Source organism: Bordetella genomosp. 9 (assembly GCF_002119725.1).
Lineage (GTDB): Bacteria > Pseudomonadota > Gammaproteobacteria > Burkholderiales > Burkholderiaceae_B > Bordetella_C.
The window spans coordinates 2,728,925-2,754,444 of sequence record NZ_CP021109.1 but is presented as its reverse complement, the minus strand read 5'-3'; the positions used below and the strand labels follow the sequence as shown (position 1 = coordinate 2,754,444).

Annotated in this window: 25 protein-coding genes; 21 read left to right on the top strand and 4 right to left on the bottom strand. The window is 66.7% G+C overall.

The genetic code is table 11. The annotated features are described in order from the left end of the window. Window positions 1–114 precede the first annotated feature (114 nt). Window positions 115–870: an RNA polymerase sigma factor FliA gene (locus CAL13_RS12675; protein ID WP_086057713.1), complete on the bottom strand. Its 756-nt coding sequence runs from the start codon at window positions 868–870 to the stop codon at window positions 115–117. A 414-nt stretch (window positions 871–1,284) separates the two neighbouring features. Between CAL13_RS12675 and flhD the strand changes: the two genes are divergently transcribed. From flhD to flhF, 15 genes are all read left to right on the top strand, one after another. Further along, a complete protein-coding gene (gene flhD / locus CAL13_RS12670) occupies window positions 1,285–1,608 on the top strand; it encodes a flagellar transcriptional regulator FlhD (protein ID WP_086057712.1) in 324 nt (107 codons plus the stop codon). A gap of 21 nt (window positions 1,609–1,629) precedes the next feature. Continuing rightward, entirely contained in the window at window positions 1,630–2,274 is a 645-nt protein-coding gene (gene flhC / locus CAL13_RS12665) for a flagellar transcriptional regulator FlhC (protein ID WP_086072573.1), read from the top strand. Between the two features lie 120 nt (window positions 2,275–2,394). Further along, entirely contained in the window at window positions 2,395–3,267 is an 873-nt protein-coding gene (gene motA, locus CAL13_RS12660; protein WP_086057710.1) for a flagellar motor stator protein MotA, read from the top strand. A gap of 15 nt (window positions 3,268–3,282) precedes the next feature. Continuing rightward, a complete protein-coding gene (gene motB / locus CAL13_RS12655; RefSeq protein WP_086057709.1) occupies window positions 3,283–4,278 on the top strand; it encodes a flagellar motor protein MotB in 996 nt (331 codons plus the stop codon). A 14-nt stretch (window positions 4,279–4,292) separates the two neighbouring features. Then, the gene (locus CAL13_RS12650) at window positions 4,293–4,685 is read left to right on the top strand and encodes a response regulator (protein ID WP_086057708.1); all 393 of its coding nucleotides are present in this window, start codon (window positions 4,293–4,295) and stop codon (window positions 4,683–4,685) included. Between the two features lie 16 nt (window positions 4,686–4,701). Beyond that, window positions 4,702–6,864: a chemotaxis protein CheA gene (gene cheA / locus CAL13_RS12645; RefSeq protein ID WP_086072572.1), complete on the top strand. Its 2,163-nt coding sequence runs from the start codon at window positions 4,702–4,704 to the stop codon at window positions 6,862–6,864. 12 nt (window positions 6,865–6,876) lie between these two features. Then, window positions 6,877–7,377 (top strand): chemotaxis protein CheW, encoded by a 501-nt coding sequence (gene cheW, locus CAL13_RS12640; protein ID WP_086057706.1) that lies wholly within the window; start codon window positions 6,877–6,879, stop codon window positions 7,375–7,377. 58 nt (window positions 7,378–7,435) lie between these two features. Beyond that, on the top strand, window positions 7,436–9,133 hold the full coding sequence (locus CAL13_RS12635) for a methyl-accepting chemotaxis protein (protein ID WP_086073634.1): 1,698 nt from the start codon (window positions 7,436–7,438) through the stop codon (window positions 9,131–9,133). 102 nt (window positions 9,134–9,235) lie between these two features. Continuing rightward, entirely contained in the window at window positions 9,236–10,006 is a 771-nt protein-coding gene (locus CAL13_RS12630) for a CheR family methyltransferase (RefSeq protein WP_232462617.1), read from the top strand. A 24-nt stretch (window positions 10,007–10,030) separates the two neighbouring features. Further along, on the top strand, window positions 10,031–11,083 hold the full coding sequence (locus CAL13_RS12625) for a protein-glutamate methylesterase/protein-glutamine glutaminase (protein WP_086057704.1): 1,053 nt from the start codon (window positions 10,031–10,033) through the stop codon (window positions 11,081–11,083). 110 nt (window positions 11,084–11,193) lie between these two features. Further along, window positions 11,194–11,583, top strand: a complete 390-nt coding sequence (cheY, locus tag CAL13_RS12620) for a chemotaxis response regulator CheY (protein WP_066348945.1) — start codon at window positions 11,194–11,196, stop codon at window positions 11,581–11,583. A 10-nt stretch (window positions 11,584–11,593) separates the two neighbouring features. Beyond that, window positions 11,594–12,223 carry a protein phosphatase CheZ gene (gene cheZ / locus CAL13_RS12615; RefSeq protein ID WP_086057703.1) on the top strand — a complete coding sequence of 210 codons (630 nt, stop codon included), beginning with the start codon at window positions 11,594–11,596 and terminating at the stop codon, window positions 12,221–12,223. A gap of 323 nt (window positions 12,224–12,546) precedes the next feature. Continuing rightward, on the top strand, window positions 12,547–13,719 hold the full coding sequence (gene flhB, locus CAL13_RS12610; protein WP_086072571.1) for a flagellar biosynthesis protein FlhB: 1,173 nt from the start codon (window positions 12,547–12,549) through the stop codon (window positions 13,717–13,719). Between the two features lie 3 nt (window positions 13,720–13,722). After that, window positions 13,723–15,837, top strand: coding sequence for a flagellar biosynthesis protein FlhA (gene flhA / locus CAL13_RS12605; protein ID WP_086057701.1), 2,115 nt, complete (start codon window positions 13,723–13,725; stop codon window positions 15,835–15,837). A 38-nt stretch (window positions 15,838–15,875) separates the two neighbouring features. After that, window positions 15,876–18,434 (top strand): flagellar biosynthesis protein FlhF, encoded by a 2,559-nt coding sequence (flhF, locus tag CAL13_RS12600; RefSeq protein ID WP_420042450.1) that lies wholly within the window; start codon window positions 15,876–15,878, stop codon window positions 18,432–18,434. A 305-nt stretch (window positions 18,435–18,739) separates the two neighbouring features. Here flhF and CAL13_RS12595 read toward each other — a convergent pair whose 3' ends face one another. The 3 genes from CAL13_RS12595 to flgA all read right to left on the bottom strand — a co-directional run bounded on the left by CAL13_RS12595 (window position 18,740) and on the right by flgA (window position 20,829). Further along, window positions 18,740–19,210 (bottom strand): flagella synthesis protein FlgN, encoded by a 471-nt coding sequence (locus tag CAL13_RS12595; protein ID WP_086057699.1) that lies wholly within the window; start codon window positions 19,208–19,210, stop codon window positions 18,740–18,742. 58 nt (window positions 19,211–19,268) lie between these two features. Continuing rightward, entirely contained in the window at window positions 19,269–19,559 is a 291-nt protein-coding gene (gene flgM / locus CAL13_RS12590; protein ID WP_086057698.1) for a flagellar biosynthesis anti-sigma factor FlgM, read from the bottom strand. Window positions 19,560–20,118: 559 nt separating this feature from the next. Continuing rightward, on the bottom strand, window positions 20,119–20,829 hold the full coding sequence (gene flgA, locus CAL13_RS12585) for a flagellar basal body P-ring formation chaperone FlgA (RefSeq protein WP_420042449.1): 711 nt from the start codon (window positions 20,827–20,829) through the stop codon (window positions 20,119–20,121). Between the two features lie 184 nt (window positions 20,830–21,013). Here flgA and flgB point away from each other — a divergent pair, with 184 nt between their 5' ends. From flgB to flgG, 6 genes are all read left to right on the top strand, one after another. Then, the gene (flgB, locus tag CAL13_RS12580) at window positions 21,014–21,421 is read left to right on the top strand and encodes a flagellar basal body rod protein FlgB (RefSeq protein ID WP_086059438.1); all 408 of its coding nucleotides are present in this window, start codon (window positions 21,014–21,016) and stop codon (window positions 21,419–21,421) included. A 19-nt stretch (window positions 21,422–21,440) separates the two neighbouring features. Continuing rightward, complete coding sequence (gene flgC / locus CAL13_RS12575; RefSeq protein ID WP_086057696.1) at window positions 21,441–21,857, top strand: flagellar basal body rod protein FlgC; 417 nt, start codon at window positions 21,441–21,443, stop codon at window positions 21,855–21,857. Between the two features lie 40 nt (window positions 21,858–21,897). Next, complete coding sequence (locus CAL13_RS12570) at window positions 21,898–22,593, top strand: flagellar hook capping FlgD N-terminal domain-containing protein (RefSeq protein ID WP_086057695.1); 696 nt, start codon at window positions 21,898–21,900, stop codon at window positions 22,591–22,593. Between the two features lie 84 nt (window positions 22,594–22,677). Further along, window positions 22,678–23,886 carry a flagellar hook protein FlgE gene (flgE, locus tag CAL13_RS12565; protein ID WP_086072568.1) on the top strand — a complete coding sequence of 403 codons (1,209 nt, stop codon included), beginning with the start codon at window positions 22,678–22,680 and terminating at the stop codon, window positions 23,884–23,886. A gap of 32 nt (window positions 23,887–23,918) precedes the next feature. Further along, complete coding sequence (locus tag CAL13_RS12560) at window positions 23,919–24,680, top strand: flagellar basal body rod protein FlgF (protein WP_086057693.1); 762 nt, start codon at window positions 23,919–23,921, stop codon at window positions 24,678–24,680. Between the two features lie 48 nt (window positions 24,681–24,728). Further along, window positions 24,729–25,514 carry a flagellar basal-body rod protein FlgG gene (gene flgG, locus CAL13_RS12555; protein WP_086057692.1) on the top strand — a complete coding sequence of 262 codons (786 nt, stop codon included), beginning with the start codon at window positions 24,729–24,731 and terminating at the stop codon, window positions 25,512–25,514. Window positions 25,515–25,520 lie beyond the last annotated feature (6 nt).

Genomic DNA, 25,520 nt, shown 5'->3' with positions numbered 1-25,520 from the left:
TCCTGGGTAACGGCAAGGTTCGGTAAACCTTTAGGGGGAGACAATGCAAAAAATCTCAGCCGCGTGGATGCGTCGGGCGCGCCTTGCCCGAGACCGCCGCCACGCTGGCGTAGCTCAGGCGACGTAAGCCATCCGCAGGTCTTCCGGCAGGCTCTGCCAGGCGCCTTCGCGCAGTTTGCCGCGCAGGCGCGCCATGGCTTGGGATCTCAGTTGGCAGACGCGGGCCTCGGTGACGCCCATGACGGCGCCGACCTCTTTCAGATTCAAGCCTTGCTCGTAGCAGAGCGAGAGCAGCAGTTTTTCCCGGTCGGGAAGGGCGTCGATGGCTTCGATCAGCGCCTGCCGGAAGTCGGCGGCCAGCAGCCGGTCCAGGGGGTCGCCCGAGGCGCCCGGGTCGGCGGCCGCGTTCGCCCAGTCGCCATCGCGGCTGTCGCCGCCGTTCTCGGCGCCGAAGTCTTCGTAATGCACGATCTGCGCGCCCTGAGCGTCATAGAGCAGCTGGTGGTATTCCGGCAGCGGGATGTCCAGATGCGCGGCGACTTCGGCCTCTGTGGGCGGGCGCATCAGCTGCTGCGCCAGGTGGGCGATGGCCTGATCGATCCGCTTTGCCTTGCTGCGCACGCTGCGGGGCAGCCAGTCCTGGTTGCGCAGTTCGTCCAGCATCGCGCCGCGGATGCGGGCTGTCGCATAGGTTTCGAACTGGGCGTCGGCCACTTCCTGGTAGCGCCGGGCGGCATCGAGCAGGCCCATCATGCCGGCCTGGATCAGGTCGTCCAGTTCCACGCTCGCGGGCAGCCGCGCGAGCAGCTGCAGGGCGAGCTTGCGCACCAGCGGGGCGTATTCGGCCAGGCGGTCTTCGGAAAGGGGCATGCGGTAGACGAATCTCTATTAGGCGCCTTGCTCAGCCATAGGCGGACTGTTGCCAATTCGCGACAGCGCGCTGTCAGCCATCTGGCCGCAGGCGCCGCATCACATCCTGGCATTGTGGGTATTTCGCGTCATTTCATTGGCACAAAGACACAACGTTTCTAATGCTTGTTTACTTAATTGGCTTAAACTCAAAAGCTGGAATGTTGCCGTATGTGTCTCACGGCGGCGTTCTTTACCGGAAACAAAAGAAATGTCATGTTTGACATACAAAATGACATTGCACATGGTAAATTGTTTGAATTACGGGAACAAAAGATACACTGCGTAAACTTTTGACATTGTGCAGCATCCAGCGCGGCTCGGCCCGCTGGCAGGACAGCCCGATAGAGATCGATAGTGAACTAGGGATATCCCATGAACCAGTCTGAGAACACTCTGCTCGCTGACATCCGCGAAGTGAACCTGTCCTACCTGTTGCTCGCCCAGCGGATGCTGCGCGACGACTACGCAACCTCGATGTTCCGCCTGGGATTCAGTGAACAGGTCGCCGACATCCTGATGCGGCTGTCGCCGGCGCAGTTGGTGAAGCTGGCCAGCTCCAGCTCGCTGTTGTGCCGCTTCCGCTTCGACGACTACAGCCTGCTTTCCGCGTTGACCCATGATGTGCTGGGCGGCGCGCTGCAGCAGGCCCATGCCACGATTCTGCTGGCCAAGCAGCCGGTCGAGCAGTTGGCCTGATCCTTACGACTGCATAGGCTCATGGCTATCAAAAGCGTTTCCCAAGAGGCCGACGAGATTCTGTTGGCCAGCGCCATGATCGGTCTTGGCGCGCGGCTGCAGGTGCTGGAGTCGGAGACCAGCCTGAGCCATGACCGGCTGGCGCGGCTGTATCGCGAGATCCGCGGCTGCTCGCCCCCGAAGGGCATGCTGCCGTTCTCGGTGGACTGGTTCATGACCTGGCTGCCGAACATCCATTCCTCGCTGTTCTACAACGTCTACAAGTTCCTGAACGAGAACACCGGCAGCAAGGGCGTGCGTGCGATCATCGACGCGTATCGCCTGTATCTCGAGCACGCCGGCGTGACCGACCTGGACCAGGGCGAGCCGGTGCTGAGCTTCACCCGCGCCTGGATGCTCGTGCGCTTTTTCGACGGCAAGATGCTGCAGCTGTCCGAATGCAGACAGTGCGGCGGGCACTTCATCGCGCACGCGCACGACCCGCGCGCGGACTTCGTCTGCGCGATCTGCCGTCCGCCCCCGCGTGCCGGCAAGACGCGCGCCGCCGCCCGGGAGCGGGCGGGCCGCCGCGCCGCGGAAGGCGCGCCGGCCGTGGCCTCGGCGCCCCGCACCGCCACCGCGGCGGCGGGCCTGCCCGCCGAGACCGCGGACGCCGGCCGGTTGTAGCAAACCGGTCTCAATAACGCCAAATGCCCCTGAAAACCCCCCGTAAACCACGCTTTCGTCGGTGCGGTTCGGGGGGATCATGGGCGTTCGTAATACGTCTACGCTTGGCAGGGGCCTGATGTGCTGATTGTTATTGGTTATCTGGTGGTTATCGCGTCGGTCGTCGGCAGCTTCGTTGCCTTGGGCGGCCATATGGGCGCGTTGTACCAGCCGTTTGAATTTACGCTGATCGCCGGCGCGGCCGCGGGCGCCTTCCTGGCCGGCAACAGCCGCAAATCGCTGAATCTGATCAAGTCCGCGATCCCGAACGCCCTGCGCGGCGCCCGCTACAACAAGGACGTGTACATGGAACTCATGTCCTTGATGTACGTGATCCTGAACAAGGCGCGCCGCGAGGGTCTGATGGCGATCGAATCGCACATCGAGGATCCGGCCTCCAGCCCGATCTTCACGGAATGCCCGCGCATCATGAAGGATCCGAAGCTGATGGAGTTCATCACGGACTACCTGCGGATCATGATCAGCGGCAACATGAGCTCCTTCGAAATCGAAACGCTGATGGACGAGGAGATCGAGACCTTTCGCCATGAGCGGCAGATCCCGGTGCACGCCTTGCAGAACGTGGCCGACGCCATGCCGGCCTTCGGCATCGTGGCGGCGGTGCTGGGCGTGATCAAGGCGCTGGCCGCCGTCGACCAACCGCCGGCGGTGCTGGGCGACCTGATCTCCAAGGCGATGGTCGGCACTTTCCTGGGCATTCTGCTGGCCTACGGCTTCGTCGGGCCGCTGGCTTCCCGCGTCGATCGCCAGACCGCCGAGGAAGTGAAGATCCTGGAATGCGTCAAGACGACCCTGCTGGCCAGCATGAACGGCTATCCGCCCCAGCTGGCCGTCGAGTTCGGCCGCAAGGTGCTGTTCTCGGGCGTGCGCCCGTCGTTCGCCGAGCTGGAAGAACACGTGCGCCAGGCCAAGACCCAGGGCGGCCGGGCCTGATCGGGGAGCGCAGGGATGGCTCCCGTCAATAACCATCGGGTCGTAATCCGCCGCAAGAAGTCGCCGCACAGCGGGCACCACGGCGGCAGTTGGAAGATCGCCTACGCGGACTTCATCACCGCCATGATGGCGTTCTTCCTGGTGATGTGGCTGATCAGCGTGGTGCCGCGCGAGGAGCTGAAAGGCATTGCCGAGTTCTTCCGCATGCCGCTGCGGGTCGCCCTGACCGGCGGTCCGAACAATTCGGCCGAGACCAGCGCCATCCCGGGCGGCGGCAGGGATCCGCTGCGCAACGAAGGCGACATCCGGCGCGCCGACGGCAACCGCGTGGAGTCGCAGGTGCAGGGCGACGAGGCGCAGCGCCGCGACCAGCGGCGTCTGGAAGATCTGCAAAAGCGCCTGAACAACCTGATCGAGAGCAGCCCCGTCCTGAAGAATTTTCGCCCGCAGCTGCTGATCGACATGACCACCGAGGGGTTGCGGATCCAGATCATCGACAACCAGAACCGGCCCATGTTCGCGACCGGGTCGGCCGAGGTCCAGCCCTATATGCGCGACATCCTGCGCGAGCTGGGTCCGGTGCTGAACGAGATTCCCAACAAGATCAGTATTTCGGGCCATACGGACGCCACGCAGTACGCGCGCGGCGAGCGCGCCTACAGCAACTGGGAGCTGTCGGCCGACCGCGCCAACGCCTCGCGCCAGGAATTGGTGGCCGGCGGCATGGCCGAAACCAAGGTGGCTCGCGTGGTCGGGCTTTCTTCGAGTGTCAGCCTGGTTAAGGATGACCCATATGCTGCCGTTAACAGACGCATCAGTCTCGTGGTGTTGAACCGGGCCACGCAGGAAAGGCTGGAGCGCGAGAACGCGGCGGCGGCCGACATAACCGGCCGCGACGCCAGGCAGATCGGCGCCGGGCTGACGCGCGCGCCGGCGCCCCAGGCGCCCGCCGTCCCAACCACTCCCGCGGCGGCGAAAGCCCCCGCGGCGCCGGTTCACACCGCACCATAGGAGCAGTTTCGACCATGACGGCGACGATACTGGTCGCGGACGATTCCGCGACGATGCGCATGATTGTGCAGGCGACCCTGACGGGCGCCGGCTGGCAGGTGCTGGCCGCGAGCAATGGCAAGGATGCGCTGGCGCTCGCCCTGGAGCAGGACCGCCCGGTGGACCTGGTGGTGAGCGACTGGAACATGCCCGTCATGGGCGGGCTGGACCTGATACGGGGCCTGCGGCAGGCCGGCCAGTACCAGGACGTGCCCGTGCTCGTGCTGACGACGGAGGACGACGTCGAAAGCAAAACGGCGGCGCGCGACCTGGGCGTGTGCGGATGGCTGCAGAAGCCGGTTGACCCGGATCTGTTGATTGAAATGGCGTCGGAGCTCCTGGGGCAGCCCGGCGAGCCTTCGCATTGAGAAGAAAAAGGGCGTCATGAGCGGTCTTGACCTGAGCCAGTTTTACGAGACGTTCTTCGATGAGGCGGACGAACTGCTCGCCCAGATGGAGCAGCTTCTGCTCGAGCTGAACGCGGGCCAGCCGGACATCGAACAGCTGAACGCGATCTTCCGGGCGGCGCACTCCATCAAGGGCGGCGCCGCCACCTTCGGCTGCTTCACGCAACTGGCCGAAACCACCCACTTACTCGAAAACCTGCTCGACGCCATCCGCCGTGGCGAGATGACGTTGCGCACGGACATGATCGACATTTTTCTGGAAACCAAGGACGTGCTGAAAAGCCAGTTGGACGCCTACCGCGCTTCCGAGGAGCCCGACGCCGCGGCCTATGAACGCATCTGCGCGGTGTTGCGGCAATTGGCGCTGGAGCACAAGGGCGAGCAGGGCGGCGCGGCGGCCGCCGCCGTTCCCGTGACGTCCGCGCCGGCGCCGCAAGCCGCGCCCGCAGCCGAAGCGGCTCCGGCCCCGGCCGGCGACGCGCCGCTGCGCGTGCGGATCAACCGCGTGTCGGAAAAGGACGCGCAGTCCTTGCTGGAAGAGATGAACAACCTGGGCCAGGTGCTGGCCAGCGACCGCGCGGGCGGCGGCCTGACGGTGTGGCTGGAAAGCAGCTGTTCCGCCGACGACATCGAAGCGGTCTGCTGCTTCATCGTGGATGCGGACCAGATTTCGATCGCTCGCGAGGCGCCCCCGGCTGCGGACGATGCGGTCGATGATTTCGCCGAAGCCGCCGCCGGCTTCGCGGCCCAAGCCCAGGCCCAGGTCCAGGCGCAGGTTCCCGCCCCTGGCGCGCCCGCGCCCGCGGCGGCCCAGGCGGCGCCGGCCGCTCCCGCGGCTGCGGCAGCGCCGGCGGCGCCGGCTTCGCCCGCGTCCGGCAAAGCCGGCGAGACCCCGGCCGCAGCCCGTGCCGCGCGCGGCACGCCGGGCAACGCCGCTGCCGACAAGGAGTCGACCTCCATCCGCGTCGGCGTCGAAAAGGTCGACCAGATCATCAATCTGGTCGGCGAACTGGTGATCACGCAGGCGATGCTGGCGCAGACGGCTTCCACGCTGGATCCGGTGCTGCACGACCGTCTCCTGAACGGGATGGAGCAGTTGGAACGCAATGCGCGCGACCTGCAGGAAGCGGTGATGTCCATCCGCATGATGCCGATGGACTACGTGTTCAGCCGCTTCCCGCGCGTGGTGCGCGACCTTGCCAGCAAGATGGGCAAGCAGATCGAGCTGCAGACCTACGGCCGCGCGACCGAACTGGACAAGAGCCTGATCGAGCGCATCATCGATCCCCTGACGCACCTGGTGCGCAACAGCCTGGACCATGGCATCGAGACGCCCGAAAAGCGCATCGCCGCGGGCAAGGACCCGGTCGGGCAGCTGGTGCTGTCGGCGCAGCACAGCGGCGGCAACATCGTCATCGAGGTCAGCGACGACGGCGGCGGCCTGAATCGCGAGCGCATCCTGAAGAAGGCCATGCAGCAGGGCATCCCCGTCAGCGAGAACGCCAGCGACGACGAGGTCTGGCAGCTGATCTTCGCGCCGGGCTTCTCCACCGCCGAGCAGATCACGGATATATCGGGCCGGGGCGTCGGCATGGACGTCGTGCGGCGCAATATCCAGGACATGGGCGGCCACGTGCAGTTGTCGTCCATCCCGGGGCAGGGCACCACGACCCGCATCGTGCTGCCGCTGACCCTGGCCATCCTGGATGGCATGTCGGTGCGCGTGGGCGAAGAGACCTTCATCCTGCCGCTGAACCACGTCACGGAATCGCTGCAGCCGACCAACGAGCAGATCTATTCGGTGGCGGGCAACGAGCGCGTGATGCACGTGCGCGGCGAGTATCTGCCGCTGGTGGAGATGCATCGCGTGTTCTCGGTGGCGAACGCGCAGACCGACCCCACGCAGGCCATCGCGGTGATCATGCAGGCGGAAGACAGGCGCTTCGCGCTGCTGGTCGATCACTTGGTCGGACAGCACCAGGTGGTGGTGAAGAATCTGGAATCGAATTACCGCAAGGTCCCCGGCGTATCGGCGGCCACCATCATGGGCGACGGCAGCGTCGCGCTGATCGTCGACGTGTTCGCGCTGGCGCGGGCCAACCGGGAAAAATGGACGCAGGCCGAAGCGGTCCTGAACTGACGGAGAATACTTATGGCAGCCAAACCCCAATCGCAAGGCGCCCGCGTCGAGGATGTGGGCCGCGAATTCCTGGTCTTCACTCTGGGCGAAGAGGAATACGGCATCGACATCCTCAAGGTGCAGGAAATCCGCGGCTATGACGCCGGCGCGGTCACCCGCATCGCCAACGTGCCGCCTTTCATCAAGGGCGTCACGAATCTGCGCGGCATCATCGTCCCCATCGTCGATCTGCGCATCAAGTTCAACCTGGGCAAGGTCGAATACAACGAGCAGACCGTGGTGATCATCCTGAACCTGGATCGCCGCGTCGTGGGCATCGTGGTCGATGGCGTCTCGGACGTGCTGATGCTCGGCGCCGCCCAGGTACGCCCCGCGCCCGAGTTCGGCGCGACGCTGTCGACGGAATACCTGACCGGCCTGGGCACGGTCGAAGACCGCATGCTGATTCTGGTGGATATCGAGAAGCTGATGACCAGCGACGAGATGGCGCTGGTGGAGAAGGCCGCCACCTGAGCGGCCGCCGCGAGGAGGATGCGGGCGGAGACCAACCTATCCGAACAAGGGGATGCCGATGCGCCGATTCATTGCGAACATGACGATACGGGCGAGCCTGCTGTGGGTTCTGGTCTTTTTCACGTTCATGCTGGTTCTGGGTGCGGCGCTCGGCGTCGTCTCCCTGCATGTCGGCAACAACACCATGCAGGACATGCGCCGCAGCCAGGCCATCGGCAACGCGCTGCAGGAGATGGTGGCCGACTACAAGAACGCCATGATCGGCCTGGGGCGCGCGGCCGCCTTGCATCTGAACGAGGTCATCAAGCAGATCGGACAGCCGGCGATCCTGGAAACCGGCCTGGCCGAGCCCGCCAAGCCGCTGGTCGACTTCGCCCGGCTCTCCTATGACAAGGCGCTGGCGGATTTCAAGAAGTACCAGGCGCTGCCCAAGCCCCCGGGCCTTGAAAACGAGTTCAAGGAAATCGATGAGGCCTTCACCGCGCTGATGCAGCAGGGGCTGCAGGCGATGTTCGACGATCTGCAGAAGGCCGACCTGCCTTCTTACCAGACCCATGCGCAGATGGTGTCCGACGTGATGGACGACCGCCTGGCGCTGGCCATTGGCCAGTACATGGCCTGGCGCGCGCGCACCAATGAAGAAAGCTTCGACGTGGCGGAGCGGCGCTACGCGATGGTGCTGAATGCCGTGGCCGCGGGCGGGATCATCGCCTTGCTGCTGATCGTCTCCACCTACCTGTTCCTGCGCGGCCGCGTGGTGCGCCCGTTGGCCGAGGCCGCGCGGCATTTCGACCGCATCGCGTCCGGCGACCTGACCGAACCGGTGCAGGTCCGGTCGACCAATGAGATCGGTAAGCTCTACGCGGCGATGAAGCGCATGCAGGAAAGCCTGACGCGCACGGTGGCGGCGGTGCGCCGGGGCGTGGACGAGATCAACGTGGGCGCGCGCGAGATATCCGCGGGCAACACGGACCTGTCCAGCCGCACCGAGCAGCAGGCGGCATCGCTGGAAGAGACGGCGGCCTCGATGGAGGAACTGGCGTCCACGGTGAAGCAGAACGCGGAGAACGCGCGCCAGGCCAATCAGCTTGCGGCCAGCGCCTCGGACGTGGCCGAGCGCGGCGGCTCGGCGGTGGCCGAGGTGGTGAACACGATGCAGGAGATCTCGGGCAGCTCGCGCAAGATTTCCGAGATTGTGAGCGTGATCGACGGCATTGCGTTCCAGACCAACATCCTGGCGCTGAACGCGGCGGTGGAAGCGGCGCGCGCGGGCGAGCAGGGCAAGGGCTTTGCGGTGGTGGCGGGCGAGGTGCGTTCGCTGGCGCAGCGCAGCGCGCAGGCGGCCAAGGAGATCAAGGCGCTGATCGAGGACTCGGTGTCCAAGGTGGGCGCGGGTTCGCAGCAGGTCGAGCGGGCCGGGGCGACGATGCAGGAGATCGTGGCGTCGGTGAAGCGGGTGACCGACATCATGGGCGAGATTTCGGCGGCGTCGGAAGAGCAGTCCAGCGGCATCGACCAGGTCAATCGCGCGGTGTCGCAGATGGACGAGGTGACGCAGCAGAACGCGGCGCTGGTGGAAGAGGCGGCCGCGGCGGCCGGCTCGCTGCAGGAACAGGCGCAGCGCCTGGCCGAGGCGGTGGCCGTGTTCAAGATCAACGAAGGCCAGGTCATCGACGTGCCGGCGCAGCAGATCGCCCGGCCGGACGGGCCGGCTGCGCCGCTGCTGGGCGGCGCACAGCCCGCCGCCGCGGCTTGACGGCCCTGAGAGGATGAAGTGACGACGGCGACAGCGACGGCTACGAATCCGGTCGAGCGGCAATTCGATTTCCGCGAGGCCGATTTTTCGCGCGTGCGCCGCATGATCCATGCGCGCGCCGGCATTTCGCTGGGGACGCACAAACGCGAAATGGTGTACAGCCGGCTGGCGCGGCGGCTGCGCAGTCTTGGCCGCGTGGACTTCGGCAGTTATCTGGACCAGTTGGAGAGCTCGCCCGACGACCCCGAATGGGAAGAGTTCGTCAACGCGCTGACGACGAACCTGACCGCCTTCTTTCGGGAATCGCACCATTTCCCCATTCTCGCGAAGTTCGCCGCCCAGCGGCCGCAGCCGGTGTCGGTCTGGTGCTGCGCGGCCTCCACGGGCGAAGAACCGTATTCCATTGCGATCACGCTGATGGAAGCGCTGGGCGCGCGTGCGGCCGCCAACGCCAGCGTGCTGGCTACCGATATCGATACCAACGTGCTGCAGCGCGCGCGCACCGGCATCTATCCTTTCGAGCGCGTCGCCAAGATAGAAGAGGCGCGCCTGAAGCGCTTTTTCCTGAAAGGCAAGGGCGCCGCCGCGGGGCAGGCGCGGGTGCGCCCCGAAGTGGCCGCGATGGTGCGCTTCGACACGCTGAACCTGTTGGCGCCGCAGTGGCCGATCCAGGAGAAGTTCGACGCCATCTTCTGCCGCAACGTCATGATCTATTTCGACAAGCCCACGCAGGCCCGCATCCTGGAGCGCTTCGTTCCCCTGCTGAAACCGGGCGGGCTGCTGTTCGCCGGCCATTCCGAGAACTTCAGCTATATCAGCCGCGATTTCCGCCTGCGCGGGCAGACCGTTTACGAGTGCTTGGGGAGACCGTAAGGGCCAGCTCCCACGGCGAACGACATGCAGAAGAAGATATCGGTTTTGTGCGTCGATGATTCGGCGCTGGTGCGCGGCCTGATGACGGAAATCATCAACAGCCAGCCCGACATGGAAGTGGTCGCCACGGCGCCGGACCCGCTGGTGGCGCGCGAGCTGATCAAAAAACACAATCCGGACGTGCTGACGCTGGACGTGGAAATGCCCCGCATGGACGGGCTGGATTTCCTGGAAAAGCTGATGCGGCTGCGTCCGATGCCGGTGGTCATGGTCTCGTCCCTGACCGAGCGCGGGTCGGAGATCACCCTGCGGGCGCTGGAGCTGGGCGCGGTGGATTTCGTCACCAAGCCCAAGCTCGGCATCCGCGACGGCCTGCTCGAATACACCGAGCTGATCGCCGACAAGCTGCGCGGCGCGGCGCGCGCCCGCCTGCGCGCGCTGCCGGCGGCGGCCGCGCCCAAACAGGTGCTGCGCTCGCCGCTGTCCAGCTCGGAGAAGCTGGTCATCATCGGCGCTTCCACCGGCGGCACGGAAGCGATCCGCCACGTGCTGCAGCCCCTGCCGCCCGACAGCCCGGCGATCCTGATCACGCAGCACATGCCCGCCGGGTTCACGCGGTCCTTCGCGCAGCGCCTGAATTCGCTTTGCAGCCTGACGGTGCGCGAAGCCACGCATGGCGAGCGCGTGCTGCCCGGTCACGTATATCTGGCGCCGGGCGGCGAATACCACATGCGGCTGGGCCGCAGCGGGGCCAACTATGTGGTGGAGCTCGATCCGTCGGAGCCGGTGAATCGGCACCGGCCCTCGGTGGACGTGCTGTTCCACTCGGTGGCCGTGTCGGCCGGCCGCAATGCGGTGGGCGTGATCCTGACCGGCATGGGCAAGGATGGCGCGGCCGGTTTGCTGGAAATGAAACGCGCGGGCGCGCGTACGCTGGCGCAGGACGAGGCGAGCTGCGTGGTGTTCGGCATGCCGCGCGAAGCGATCGCGCTGGGCGCCGCAGACGAAGTCGTGTCCCTGGAGGCGATGAGCGAACGCATTCTCGCCAACGCGGGGGACAGGGGACACCGCGTATGATGCCGCGCGTGGTGATCCGGGAATAACTTTTTGCCGCTGTGCCGCCTGGCGAAGGCGCCGGCGCGGAGCCCGCCGGGGCTGCGGCGTGCAGGCTTTTATGGAGTCAAGAGATGGTTGACAAAAATTTGAAGATTCTGGTGGTGGACGACTTCCCGACCATGCGTCGGATCGTCCGCAACCTGCTGAAGGAGCTGGGGTTCGAGAACGTCGACGAGGCCGAGGACGGCCAGATGGCGCTGGACAAGCTGCGTACGGGAGGTTTCCAGTTCGTGGTTTCGGACTGGAACATGCCGAACCTGGACGGCCTGTCGATGCTGCAGCAGATCCGCGCCGATGCAAACCTGTCCAAGCTGCCGGTGCTGATGGTGACGGCCGAGGCCAAGAAGGAAAACATTGTCGCGGCGGCCCAGGCTGGCGCCAACGGCTATGTGGTCAAGCCTTTCACCGCCGCGACGCTCGAGGAAAAGCTGAACAAGATCTTCGAAAAACTCGGCGGCTGAGGGTAGGTCCATGGACACCACGCAAAACCCCAACGGCGATCCCGGCGAGCTGATCCACCGTATCGCGCAGTTGACCCGGATGCTGCGCGACAGCATGCGGGAGCTCGGCCTGGACCAGGCCATCAAGGATGCGGCGCAGGCCATTCCCGACGCCCGCGACCGCTTGCGCTACGTCGCCCAGATGACGGAGCAGGCCGCGCACAAGGTGCTGAACGCCATCGACCAGACCCAGCCGATCCAGGAAGATATGGCCAAGCGCGCGCAGGCGCTGGACACGCGCTGGCAGGAATGGTTCGACCAGCCGCTGGAGCTGGCGCAGGCGCGCGAACTGGTCAAGGACACCCGCACCTACCTGCAGGACGTGCCGAAGCAGACGCAGGCGACCCAGTCCAAGCTGCTGGACATCATGATGGCCCAGGATTTCCAGGACCTGACGGGCCAGGTCATCATGAAGATGATGGACGTGGTGGGCGCGATCGAGAAGGAGCTGCTGCAGGTCCTGATCGACAACGTTCCCAGCGAGCGCCGCGAAGAGGCCGCTTCCCTGTTGAACGGCCCGCAGGTGAACCCCGCCGGCAAGGCCGACGTGGTGACCAGCCAGGACCAGGTCGACGACCTGCTGGCAAGCCTGGGCTTTTGAGTCGCCGGGCGGGCGCCCCCAGGCGTCGCCTGCCCGCGTCCACGCAACGGCCGGCATCGAGGCCATCCCCTACCGGGCGGCGGCCCGGCCGCATGCCGCATCCGCTCATCTCGCGCGCCGGTTCAAGCCGGCCGGCCCCACCGTGCCCGCGCCACCGCTGGAAAAGCGCCGCTTTCCCCGGCTTGATCGCGCATTCGCTTTCTGACGCTTTTCCTAAAATTTCGCTGCCAGGACCCGTTTCATCCGCAAGGAGGCTCCCGCAGGGGCGCCCACGGGCCTGGCCACGTCTCCTACGGCCTGCAGGCAGGCCCTAAGCGTTCAGCATGGCCGAAGAAAGCGATCTCGAAAAAACCGAAGCCGCCTCACCCAGGCGCCTGGAGAAGGCGCGCGAGGAAGGGCAGGTTCCCCGTTCCCGGGAGTTGAGCACGTTCCTGGTGCTGGCCACCGGCGTGGCGCTGCTCTGGGGCGGCGGCGCTTATCTGTACGACCGGCTGGACGGCATCATGCGGCACGCCCTGGGTTTCGACCCGCATATCGCGCGCGACACGAACCTGATGCTGGCCGGCGCCGCTGCGAGCGGATGGCATGCCCTGCTGGTCGTGCTGCCCGTGCTGGGCGTGCTGGCCGTGGCCGGGATATTCGCCGGCCTGGCGCTGGGCGGCCTGGTCTGGTCCGGCAAGCCGCTCGAGTTCAATCTGCAGAAGCTGGACCCGCTGGCCGGCGTGAAGCGAATGTTTTCCTGGCAGGCGCTGATCGAACTGCTCAAGGCGATTTCGAAGGCGATCGTCGTCGGCACGGTCGCCGCCATGGCGATCTGGCATTACCACGACGAGATGATCGGCATCATGCATGCGGCGCCCGCGGCGGCGCTTGCCTCCATGTTGAACATCGTCGCCATGTGCTGCGCCTTTGTCGTCGGCGCCTTGCTGCTGGTGGCGGCGATGGATGTGCCCTGGCAGATCTTCAGCCATGGCAAGAAGCTGCGCATGAGCAAGGAAGACGTGCGCCAGGAATTCAAGGAAAGCGAAGGCGACCCGATGGTCAAGGCCCGCATCCGCCAGCAGCAGCGCCAGATGGCGCGGCGCCGGATGATGGCCGAAGTGCCCAAGGCGGACGTGGTCGTCACCAACCCCACCCACTATGCCGTGGCCCTGCGCTATAGCGAAGGCGAAATGGCGGCGCCTCGCGTGGTGGCCAAGGGCATGGGCGAGATCGCCGCGCGCATCCGCGAGCTGGCCCGGGAGAATCGCGTGCCGATGCTGGAGGCGCCGCCGCTGGCGCGCGCACTGTATCGCCATGTCGATCTGGGCCAGGAAATTCCGGCGACGCTGTACACCGCCGTGGCGGAGGTGCTGGCCTGGGTCTTCCAGCTGCGCGCCTGGCGCCCGGGCTGGGCCCAGCCGCTGCCGCCATCGAATCTACCGGTCCCGCCTGGACTGGACCCGCAGCAAGCGGGCGCCGCGGCCCCCGCCGCGCGCGCCGCCGAAGGAGCTTAAGGAATGGGCGCGTTGATCGCCATGTTCAAGAACAACGGCGGGGCGCAGGCGCGCCTGCTTGCCGGGCCGTTGCTGATCGTGCTGGTCCTGGGAATGATGATCCTGCCGTTGCCGGCGTTCATCCTGGACCTGCTGTTCACCTTCAATATTTCGCTGGCGATCATGATCCTTCTGGTCGCCATGTTCACCCGCAAGCCGCTGGATTTCGCCGCCTTCCCGTCGGTGCTGCTGTTCGCCACGCTGCTGCGTCTGTCGCTGAACGTCGCCTCCACCCGGGTCGTGCTGCTGCATGGCCACACCGGCCCGGACGCGGCGGGCAAGGTCATCGAGGCGTTCGGGCACTTCCTGGTCGGCGGCAATTTCGCCATCGGGATCATTCTGTTCATCATCCTGACGATCATCAACTTCATCGTCATCACGAAGGGCGCGGGCCGCATCGCGGAAGTCGGCGCGCGCTTTACGCTGGACGCCATGCCCGGCAAGCAGATGGCGATCGACGCCGACCTGAACGCGGGGCTGATACGCGAGGACGAGGCGCGCCGCCGGCGCGGCGAGGTGGCGCAGGAAGCCGACTTTTACGGCTCCATGGACGGCGCCAGCAAGTTCGTGCGCGGCGACGCGGTGGCCGGCCTGCTGATCATGGCGATCAACGTCATCGGCGGCCTGATCGTCGGCGTGGCGCAGCATGATCTGTCCATCGGCCAGTCCGCCAGGGTCTATACGCTGCTGACGATTGGCGACGGCCTGGTCGCGCAGATTCCGGCGCTGGTGATTTCCACCGCCGCCGGCGTGGTCGTGTCGCGGGTCTCCAACGACCAGGATATCGGCCAGCAGATGCTGGGACAGCTGTTCTCCAATCCCAGCGTGCTCTTCCTGACGGCGGCCATCATCGGCGTGATGGGATTGATCCCGAACATGCCGCATGTGGCGTTTCTGGCCCTGGCCGCGATTTTCGGGGTGGGCGGCTGGATGCTGCACAAGAAACAAAGCCGCGCCGCCAGCGAGCAGGCACGGCAACCCTCGCCAGCGCAGGAGCAGGCCAAGATCGCGGCTGCGGAAGCCAGCTGGGAAGACGTTTCGATGGTGGACCAGCTGGGCCTGGAAGTGGGCTATCGCCTGATCCCCCTGGTGGACCATTCGCAGAATGGCGAGCTGCTGCATCGCGTGCGCAGCCTGCGCAAGAAGTTTGCGCAGGATGTCGGGTTCCTGCCGCCCGTCGTCCATATCCGCGACAACCTGGAGCTGAAACCGAACGACTACGTCATCCTCCTGTCCGGCGTGGAAGTGGGGCGTGGCGTGGCGATGCCGGGACAATGGCTCGCCATCGATCCGGGTGGCGTCACCATCAAGCTCAAGGGCACGCCGACGACGGATCCGGCATTCGGCCTGCCGGCGGTGTGGATCGACGCGTCGCTGCGCGACCAGGCCCAGGTGGCCGGTTACACCGTGGTGGACGCCAGCACGGTTGTGGCCACTCATCTGAACCACCTGATGCATCGCCATGGCTCGCAGCTGCTGGGACGCCAGGAAGTGCAGCAGCTGCTCGACCGGATCAGCCGCGAGTCGCCCAAGCTGGTCGAGGACCTGGTGCCCAAGACCGTGTCGCTCACCATTCTGCAGAAGGTGCTGCAGGGGCTGCTGGCAGAGGAAGTGCCGATCCGCGATATGCGGTCCATCATCGATACGCTGTCGGAACACGCCCCGCGCCTTGCCGCATTGAACGCCGCCGCGGGCGGACAGCCGGACGTCAACGAACTGATTGCCCTGGTGCGGCGCGCGCTGGGCCGCGCCATCACCCAGCAGTGGTTCCCCGGCGACGGGGAGGTGCGCGTCATCGGCCTGGACGTGAAGCTGGAACGCGTGCTGTCGCAGGCGATCAGCACCAGCGGCGTGCTGGAGCCGGGCCTGGCCGATACGCTGCTGCGCGAAACGCGCGCCGCGGTGACGCGCCAAGAGTCCATGGGCAACGCGCCGGTGCTCGTGGTGTCGCCGCCGCTGCGGCCGTCGCTGTCCCGTTTCCTGCGCCACCACGTGCCGCAACTCGGCGTGCTGGCGAATACCGAGATCCCAGATGAACGCATCGTGCGCGTGACCGCGCTGATCGGGGGCAACGCGTGAAGATCATCCGCTTTTTCGCGGCAACGCACCGGGAAGTGATGCGCGAGGTGCGCCAGGCGCTGGGGCCGGATGCGCTGATCATCTCCAGCCGCAGCATCGACGGCGGCGTCGAGATCATGGCCACCGATCCCTCCGCCATCGACGACGACGGCAACATCCGCGTCGCCGAGCCGGGGCCGTCGCCCGCGGCGCAGCCTGCGGACGCCGCGCCGGCGCGCGCGCCCGCGCCGGCCTTCGCGCCGCAGCCGGGATATGCGCCGCAGCCGCCGCGCCCGGTCCATGCGGCGCCTGCCGTTCACGCATCGCAGCCGATGATCCGGCCCGCCGTTGCGGCAGCCGCGCCTGCGCCCGATCCGGAGCCCCGCGCCGTTCCCGCTGCGCGCATCTCCGCCGCCGCCCCCGCCTATGCGAACGACGACGCCACGTACGCGCTGGTGGACGAGGACGCCGGACACACGCCTGACGGCGCGGCCGATATGGCACAGGTGACCGAGGCCCTGAACGCCTTGCGCGGCGCATTGGAAACCCGCATCGACGGCCTGATGTGGGGCAAGGGCTTGAGCCGCGAGCCGGTGCCCACGACGCTGTTCCGCACCTTGATGGAAGCGGGCTTCAGCGCGGGGCTGATCCGCGCGATGCTGTCGCGCCTGCCGCCGCGCATGAGTTTTGCCGCCGCGCTCAGCTGGGCCCGCAGCGAATTGATCAGTCATCTGCCCGTGATGGGGCAGGAAGAGGAGTTGTTCGGCAACGGCGGCGTGTTTGCGCTGGTCGGTCCGACCGGCGTGGGCAAGACCACCACGCTGGCCAAGCTGGCCGCCCGCTGCGTGGCGCGGGTGGGACGCGAGCAGGTGGCCATGCTGACCACCGACAACTTCCGCATCGGCGCCCATGAACAGCTGCAGATCTACGGCCGTTTGATGGGCGTGCCGACGCGCTCCGTGCGAGACGTGGAGCAATTGCGGCAGACCCTGGCCGAGCTGGGCGCACGCAAGATCATACTGATCGATACCACTGGGATCAGCCAGCGCGACCGGCACGTCGCCGAACAGGCTGCGATGCTGTGCGGGGCGGGGCGTCCCGTCCAGCGGCTGGTCGTGTTGAATGCCGCAAGCCAGGGCGACACCCTGGACGAAGTCGCACACGCCTATCGCAATGGCGCCGACGAAGACGTGCGCGGCTGCATCATCACCAAGGTCGACGAGGCGTCGCGCTATGCCGCGGCGCTGGATACGGCGATACGCCATCGCCTGCCGATTCATTATGTGTCGCGCGGTCAGCGCGTGCCGGAACACCTGGACGTTCCCACGGCCGCCGAACTCGTCGACGGCGCTTTCGCCTGCCTGCGGCGGCCGGCGTTGTATACACCCAGCGAAGCGGATCTGGCCGCGCTGTGGTCGGCGTCGCGAGATCAGGCGGGTGGCCAGATCGGCATGGACCCGGTTCGCCGGCGTCAGCTCCTGGCGTCCGCGATGCTGCGGCCGCAGGGCGCGGCTGCCGACGTGGAAGGCGAGATGGAAGCCGCGCTGGCATGGATCAATACCGATCCCGCCTGCGTCCAGGCCCGCGAAATGTGGCGGGGCCTGAGCGGCGAGCGTCCGGTGGCCACGGGCGATCTGGTGCGCCGCCCCCTCGATACGGCCCGCGCGGAGTTTCCCGCGACCTGCTCGCGCCATTTGCTGGCGCTGCACGGCCAGATCGGCATGGTGGGGCAGGGCATGCCGGGCGGCACGCTCATGACGACCTTGCTCTTGAGCGACCGAGGCGCGGCGCTGGGCGCGCCGGCGCAGCAACTGTCGCTGGACCATGGCGTGGTGTCCAGCATCGACGCGACGCCGCCGGCCAGGCTGAACGCCGCCGATGCGCTGGCCGGGCGGGCGGCATGGCTGCAGGCCGAACTGAAGCCGCTGCCCGTGGTGCATCTGCTGGCAGCGGGCACGGCGGCCTTGTGGCAATCGCTTTCGGCGCAAGGCCTGGACTGGCTGTCCCGTTCGGTTGGCGCATTCCGCGTCATCCAGGACGAGACGCCGACCACATTGCAGGCCATCGGCAAAACCCTGGGCTACGTGCCGGTGGGCGAGGCGGGAGACATGGTCGGCCTGACCCAGGTGCAGGGCGACGCCGCCGTGCCGCTGCGCCTGTGGGCCGCGGGAACGGAAGTGCAACTGGCCGGCCGCGGCGCCGATCCCATGCCGGTGCGGCTGGTCTGCGCCAAGCTGATCGGCCCGTCGGGCCGCGTGACGCAACAGGTATACGGGCTGACCAATGTCGGCGTGGCGCAGGCCGACGCCGCCACGGTGGCGCGCTGGCTGGTGCTGCACGATCACGCCAAGAGCGCCTTCCGCTACATGGCCCATGCCTGGCAGCCGCTGTCCGGCAGCTGCTCAGGCGACGACGCCATGCTGCGCCAGACCTTGATGGCGGGCCAGCTCGGCGCGGCGTGCTGGCAGCTGGCGCACGCTCCTTCCGCTGCCGTCATGCGCCGCCTGCTGCAGACTCTGATGGGCCCGGAGCGGAAACTGCCGGCACGGCTGGTGCCGCCGGCCTTGCTGCGCTTCTTCGCCATGGTGGAAATGGCGGGAGAGGGCGGGCGCGTCTAACTTGCGGCGTTGCGGCGCGAACGCGCACAAAGGGCTGCGGCGCCATCGCCGCAAACGCGCACACAGGACTGCGGCCCCCACGGCCCCACGGCCCCACGGCCCCACGGCCCCACGGCCCCACGGCCCTACGGCCCTACGGCCCTACGGCCCTACGGCCCTACGGCCCTACGGCCCTACGGCCCTACGGCCCTACGGCCCTACGGCCCCACGGCGCGACGGGCGCGGCGCGCATATCAGCCGGGACGCCGGCCAACGAAAAAGCCGGCAATGCTGCCGGCTTTTTGCTGCTCCCCAAGCTATCCCCTTCAGGTCGCGACGATGGTCTTGCCAGAACCGCCGCCCTGGCGCGCGCGGCCGTTGGCGTCGTACAGGTTGGACCGCTTGGCCAGGGACTGCAACGCGTCCAGCGCTTCCTCGGTGTAGCGCAGATGCATATCGATCAGCGCACCGTTGCGGTCGTTGATGCCAGCGGCCGCCGCGCAGCGATCCAGCAGCTGGCGCCAGATCGGCGCGATTTCCGGATGGCGTTCCGCGGCCTGCGTGGTGCCGGCATGGCCGCCGGGCAGCCCCAGTTCGGCCAGGATGCCGTCACGCCGCTCGCTCAGCGCGTGCAGGCGGGCGGCAATGCCGTTCTTGGACTCGGTGATCGCGTTCAGGGCATGGAACGACTGGCGCTCGGTCAGGGCGACGGTTTCCGAGCCGAGCAGCTCGGTGAATTCGACGACGAGCGCATCTTCTTCCAGCAGACATTCCTGCAGTTTTTCTATGGCGTTCATGGCGGTCCGGGTGAATAGGAGCGGCAGACGGTCTGGCGGGCCGAATGGAAGACCTCGGTTACTTCAACAATTCCCTGGCGCTGGCGATCAGGCCATCGGCGATCTTGCTGGCGTCGATCTTGATCTGCCCCGACGCGATGGCGTCGCGGATCGCCGCCACCTTGGCGGTATCGATATCCGAGGCGCCGTTCTGCATATCCAGCAATTTGCGCGACAGAGGGCTCAGGTCCACCTGCGCGCTGCTCGACGTCCCGCCGCCGCCGCCATAGGCCTGGCTGACCGCGTTGCGGGGAGTCACGGTGTCGTTGGACGCCGTGGAGGGCCGGGTCGTCGAAGTATTGATTTTCACGTTCGAAATCCCGCAGGGCGGGCTCCTGGGTGGGCAGACGTGCGCGTCCGCTGATGCCTGCGTAACGGCAGCATTGCGGTGAACTTTAGACGAACCGCGCCACGTTTACACACTTGTAACAATCCTGAGAAAGCGACGATTGTCGCGCAATCGCGCCGCCCCCACCAGCAAACGGTTTCTTCCAAGCAAGGACGCCGCGAATCCGCCCCCCGTCCGCTGGCGCCGCCCCGGCGGGGACGCCGCGGATCCGGCTCCGCCGGTCCGCCAGCGTCGCCCCCTTTGAGGGGGAAGCGCGACAGCGCTTCGGGGGTGGGCTTCCCCCCTTCCGCCGGCGCAGCCCAAGCCGGGACGCCGCGGATCCGGCTCCGCCGGTCCGCCAGCGTCGCCCCCTTGCCGGGGAAGCGCGACAGCGCTTCGGGGGTGGGCTTCCCCCCCCCTTCCGCCGGCGCAGCCCAAGCGGGGACGCCGCGGATCCGGCTCCGCCGGTCCGCTAGCGTCGCCCCCTTGAGGGGGAAGCGCGCAGCGCTTCGGGGGTGGGCCCATTCAGGGGTGGGTACACTCACAGCGGGACTTCCACATTGCCCTGGGGCTGCAACACGCCGCTCACGATCTGTCCGGACGCCGTCTTCACTTCCACAGTGGCGCCGGGCGAGGCGTTCTGCATCACCTGGCCCTCGCTGCTCACGACGAAGCCGGCGCCGCGCGCCGTGATCCGCACCACCTGGCCCCGCTGCACCGAGCCGGCGCTGCGCAGGCTCGACATGCGCAAGGGCTGTCCCATCCCGATGCGGTTGCCGGCGGTCATGCCGATGACGCTTTGAGGATCCGTGACGGCGCCCGGCGGCAGGTTGATGAGATCGCCGTCGCGGGGCGCCAGATCGTCCGGCCGCAGCGTCTCGCCCGCATTGATCGGGCGCGCGGCGACGTAGTACTGCCCCGGCATGCTGACCGAGGCCTGCACGTAGATATTCCATGTTTTCGGGCCGCCGCACCGGACGCCGACGCTCATGCGCGACCGCGGGCGCAGGGCGCCGTTGGTGAAAGCGGTAAGCGCGTCGCAAGCCGGCAGGCGTTCGGCATTGACCTCGTCCACCTGGATGTTGGCCTGGCCCGGCATCCAGGCCAGTTGCTGCTGCAGGTACTCCCGCACCACTTGCTGGACGGCGCCCGGATTCTGCGTACCGGCGGCGGCCTGCGCGCGCGCGGGGCGGGGCAGGGCGGCCGGGACGGCCATGGCCAGGGCAAGAGCCGGGAGCAGAAGACGTCGCATCATGGGGAAATCCCCTGGCGGGGGAAAGACTGGATGGAGAGCATTGTAGAAGTCCGCATCCGGCAGCAATACGCGAATTGGCGGAGGAATGACCGGTTATTTGGATGATTGTCCCGGCCGCCCCGCACCTATGATTCCCGTCAATGAAAAAGGCCCCAACGCCCCGAGAACAGGACGCGACCGGATGATAGACCGCCTAAGCCAGGACCTTGGCTTCTTCCAGCAATCGCTCGATTTGCGCGCGCAGCGCCAGGAAATCCTGTCGGCCAACATCGCCAATGCCGACACGCCGAACTACAAGGCGCGCGACTTCGATTTCCGGTCGGCGCTGGAAAGCGCCATGGGCGCCGGCATGAACCTGCCGCCAGTCAACCTGGCGCTGACCTCGCCCCGCCACATCGCGGCCCAGGGCCAGAGCTTCCCCACCGTCGACCTGCTGTACCGGGAACCCTACCAGGCGAGCCTGGACGGCAACACGGTGGACATGGATGCCGAGCGCGTGCAGTTCGCCGACAACACGCTGCACTACCAGAGCACGTCCACGATCCTGAGCGCCAAGATCAAGTCGATGTTGACGGCCATCTCCGAATAACGCCAGACAGGGTAAGACCATGGGCTTGTTGAGCATTTTCGATATCTCCGGTTCCGCGCTGACGGCGCAGTCCCAGCGCATGAACGTGGCGGCCTCCAACCTGGCCAACGCCGACAGCGCCGTCGGACCCGACGGCCAGCCGTACCGCGCCCGCCAGGTGGTATTCCAGGTGAATCCGGGGCAGGGCCAGATGACCGGCGCGGAGATCGGCGGCGTACGCGTGGCCGGCATTGTCCAGGACAACGCGCCCATGCGGCGGCAGTACGACCCCACCAATCCGCTGGCAGACGCCCAGGGCTACGTCACCATGCCCAACGTCGATCCGGTGGCGGAAACCGTGAACATGATTTCCGCGTCCCGCTCCTATCAGGCCAACGTGGAGGTGCTGAACACCGCCAAGGCGCTGATGCAGAAGACGCTGACCATCGGCCAGTAAGCGCGGCCGATCCGCCACCGAACAGATACCGGAGTCCGGGATGACCACCACCAGCAACGTCAACAACACCACCACCACGGGCGGCGCGTCGTCGTCATCGTCATCGAGCGCCTCCAGCGCCCAGTCGCTGCAGGACCAGTTCCTGACGCTGCTCGTCGCCCAGATGAACAACCAGGATCCGCTCAATCCGATGGACAACTACCAGTTGACATCGCAGCTGGCGCAGATTTCCACGGTGCAGGGCGTGCAGGACCTGAAGACCGTGGTGCAGGCCATCAGCGGCCAGGTGGACCTGTCGCAGTCCATGAATGCGGTGTCGATGATCGGCAAGCAGGTGCTGATCCCGGGCAATTCGCTGAAGGTGGATACCGACGCCAGCGGCGCCAAGGTCATGACGCCGATCGGCATCGACGTCCAGGCCGATGCCGGCGACGTCGTGCTGAAGATCAGCGACAACACGGGCCGGGTGGTGCGCACCATCGATCTCGGCGCCCAGGATGCCGGCATCATCACCCCCGCCTGGGATGGCAAGGACGACAGCGGCAACGTGATGCCCGACGGCGCCTACACGATTTCGGTCAACGCCACGAACGCCGATGGCAGCGCCGTGACCGCCGAGGCGCTGACCTACGGCCAGGTCGGCGGCATCTCTTACACGACGCAGGGCGTGCGGCTGGATCTGGGCCTGGCGGGCCAGGTCAGCATGCTCGACGTGCGCAAGGTTTTGGGTAGCTAGGGTTTTTATCGACGCGGCGCGATTGCCCGCCCTGCAGCCGGCTTGAACGGCTTCTATGAACTTTCTGAATAAGCGAGAGAACGAATGGGTTTCGGACAAGGACTGAGCGGCCTGGACGCCGCGTCGCAGAATCTGGACGTTATCGGCAACAACATTGCCAACGCCAACACCGTGGGCTTCAAGTCCGCGACGGCCACGTTTGCGGACATCTACGCAACGTCGCGCGTCGGCCTGGGCGTGAAAGTGGCGTCCATCGACCAGCGTTTCACCGTCGGCAACGTCACCTCCACCGGCGGCCAGTACGACATTGCCATCGATGGTGCGAACGGCTTTTTCCGCCTGGTCGATGCCAGCGGCGCGGTGACCTACACCCGCAACGGCCAGTTCCGTATCGACAAGGACCTGAACCTCGTGAACGCGGCGGGACAGCAGCTGACCGGCTACGGTCCGGCCGGCGTGGGTACGGCCCCGGTTCCGCTCAGCCTTCCGACGGCGAATATCGCGCCGGAGGCGACCAACAGCTCGGGTTTCGTTGCCAACCTGAACGCCAATGCGAACGCGATCGACCCGGCCACCACCTTCGACCCGACGAACGCCGCCACGTATACCGACTCGCAGCCGATGACGGTGTACGACTCGCTGGGCAACTCGCATCAGCTGACCCAGTACTTCGTCAAGCGCGAAGCCAATGCTGCCGGGGAAAGCGTCTACGACGTCTATTACACGTTGGACGGCGCCGCCATGACGCCCACCAGCGCGACGCTGACCTTCGACAAGGCCGGCCGCATGACGTCGGCGCCGACCGTGCCGGTGGGCTTCGCCAACCCCGGCGGGACGGGCTCGCCGGCCGCCGATCTGGCGATCACTCTGGACTACACCGGCACCACGCAGTTCGGCTCCGACTTCAAGGCGGACTTCACCCCGAACGGCAACACGTCGGGCGAGTTCACCAACATCAGCTTCGGCAAGGACGGCAGCATCGTCGCCAACTACACCAACGGCAAAACCCAGGTGGTGGGCGTGGTCGCGCTGGCCAACTTCAACAATGTCAACGGTCTGCAGCCGGTGGGCGACAACGCCTGGAGCGAGACCTCGGAGTCGGGGCAGGCGGTGCTGGGCCAGCCGGGCACCAACGGTCTGGCGACCCTGCAAGGGCAGGCGGTGGAAGCGTCCAACGTGAACCTGAGCACCGAACTGGTCAACATGATCGTCGCGCAGCGCACCTATCAGGCCAACACGCAGACCATCAAGACCCAGGACCAGGTGCTGCAGTCGCTGCTGGCCATCCAGTAACCGGCGCTACCCGTCAGGCAGGATAAGGACGCATGGATCGAGTCATCTACACCGCCATGAACGGCGCGGCCCGCATCAGCGAAGAGCAGGCCGTCCTGAGCAACAACATGGCGAACGTGAACACGCCCGGGTTCCGGGCGCAGATCGCGCTCTATCGCTCGGTGCCGATCAACGACGGCACCAGCCTGCCCACCCGGGTATCGACGGTCGCTTCCACACCGCGCAACGATTTCCAGGCGGGCGTGATGCAGACGACGGGGCGCAATCTGGACGTGGCCATCACCGACAACGGCTGGCTGGCGGTGCAGACGCCGCAGGGCGAGGCCTATACCCGGGCAGGCGATCTGCAGGTTGGCGTCAACGGCCTGTTGCAGACGGCGCAGGGCATGCCCGTGCTGTCGAACCAGAACGGACCCATCGACGTGCCGCCGGACGCGTCGCTGACGATCGCGGTGGATGGCACGATCACAGCGATCGGAGCCGGCGATCCGCCCAATACCATCCTCAACCTGGGGCAGCTCAAGCTGGTCAGCCCGCCAACCGAATCGCTGGTGCATGGCGACGATGGCGTCTTCCGGCGCGTCGCCGCCAATGGGCAGCCGGCGCCGCCCATGCCGGCCGATCCCACCTTGCGCGTGATGCCCGGCGTGCTGGAAGGCAGCAACGCCAACGCCGCGTCGTCCATGGTCGGCATGATCGAGAACGCGCGCCGCTTCGAAATGCAGATGCAGGTCATCCGCGACGCCCAGGCGAACGAGGAAAAGGCCAACACCATCCTCTCGACCGTTTCCTAATTGAATTGACCGCGCGGCCGGACGGCCTCGCGCAGGAGCCTTATCACCATGCTACGTTCGCTCTGGATCGCCAAGACCGGCCTGGAGGGCCAGCAGACCTCGCTGGACGTGATTTCCAACAACCTGGCCAACGTCAACACCAACGGCTTCAAGCGCGGCCGCGCGGTGTTCCAGGACCTGATGTACCAGACGCTGCGCCAGCCGGGCGCCCAGGTCGGCGACGCCAACCAGCTGCCGTCGGGCCTGCAGCTGGGCACCGGCACGCGCGTGGCCGCCACCGAGCGCCTGCACAGCGAGGGCAACCTGACCAGCACGGGCGACCCCATGGACATCGCCATCCAGGGGCAGGGCTTCCTGCAGGTGCAACTGCCCGACGGCACCGACGCCTACACCCGCGACGGATCGCTGCAGGTCGACCAGAACGGCCAGCTGACCACGGCCGGCGGCCTGGTGATACAGCCGCCCATCAACGTGCCGAACAACGCCCTGTCGCTGACGATCGGCAAGGACGGCACGGTGTCCGTGACGCAGCCTGCCGCGCCCGGCACAAACGTGCAGATCGGCCAGTTGCAGCTGGCCAATTTCATTAACCCCAACGGCCTGCAGGCGATCGGCGATAACCTGTACCTGGAAACCGACGCGTCCGGCGCGCCCAACGTGGGCCAGCCGACGGTCGACGGCCTGGGCAGCATCCTGCAGAACTACGTGGAAACGTCCAACGTCAACGTGGCCGAGGAGCTGGTGAACATGATCACCACCCAGCGCGCCTACGAAATGAACAGCAAGGCGGTCGAAACGTCGGATCAGATGCTCGCCCGCCTGACCCAGCTTTGATGAGTC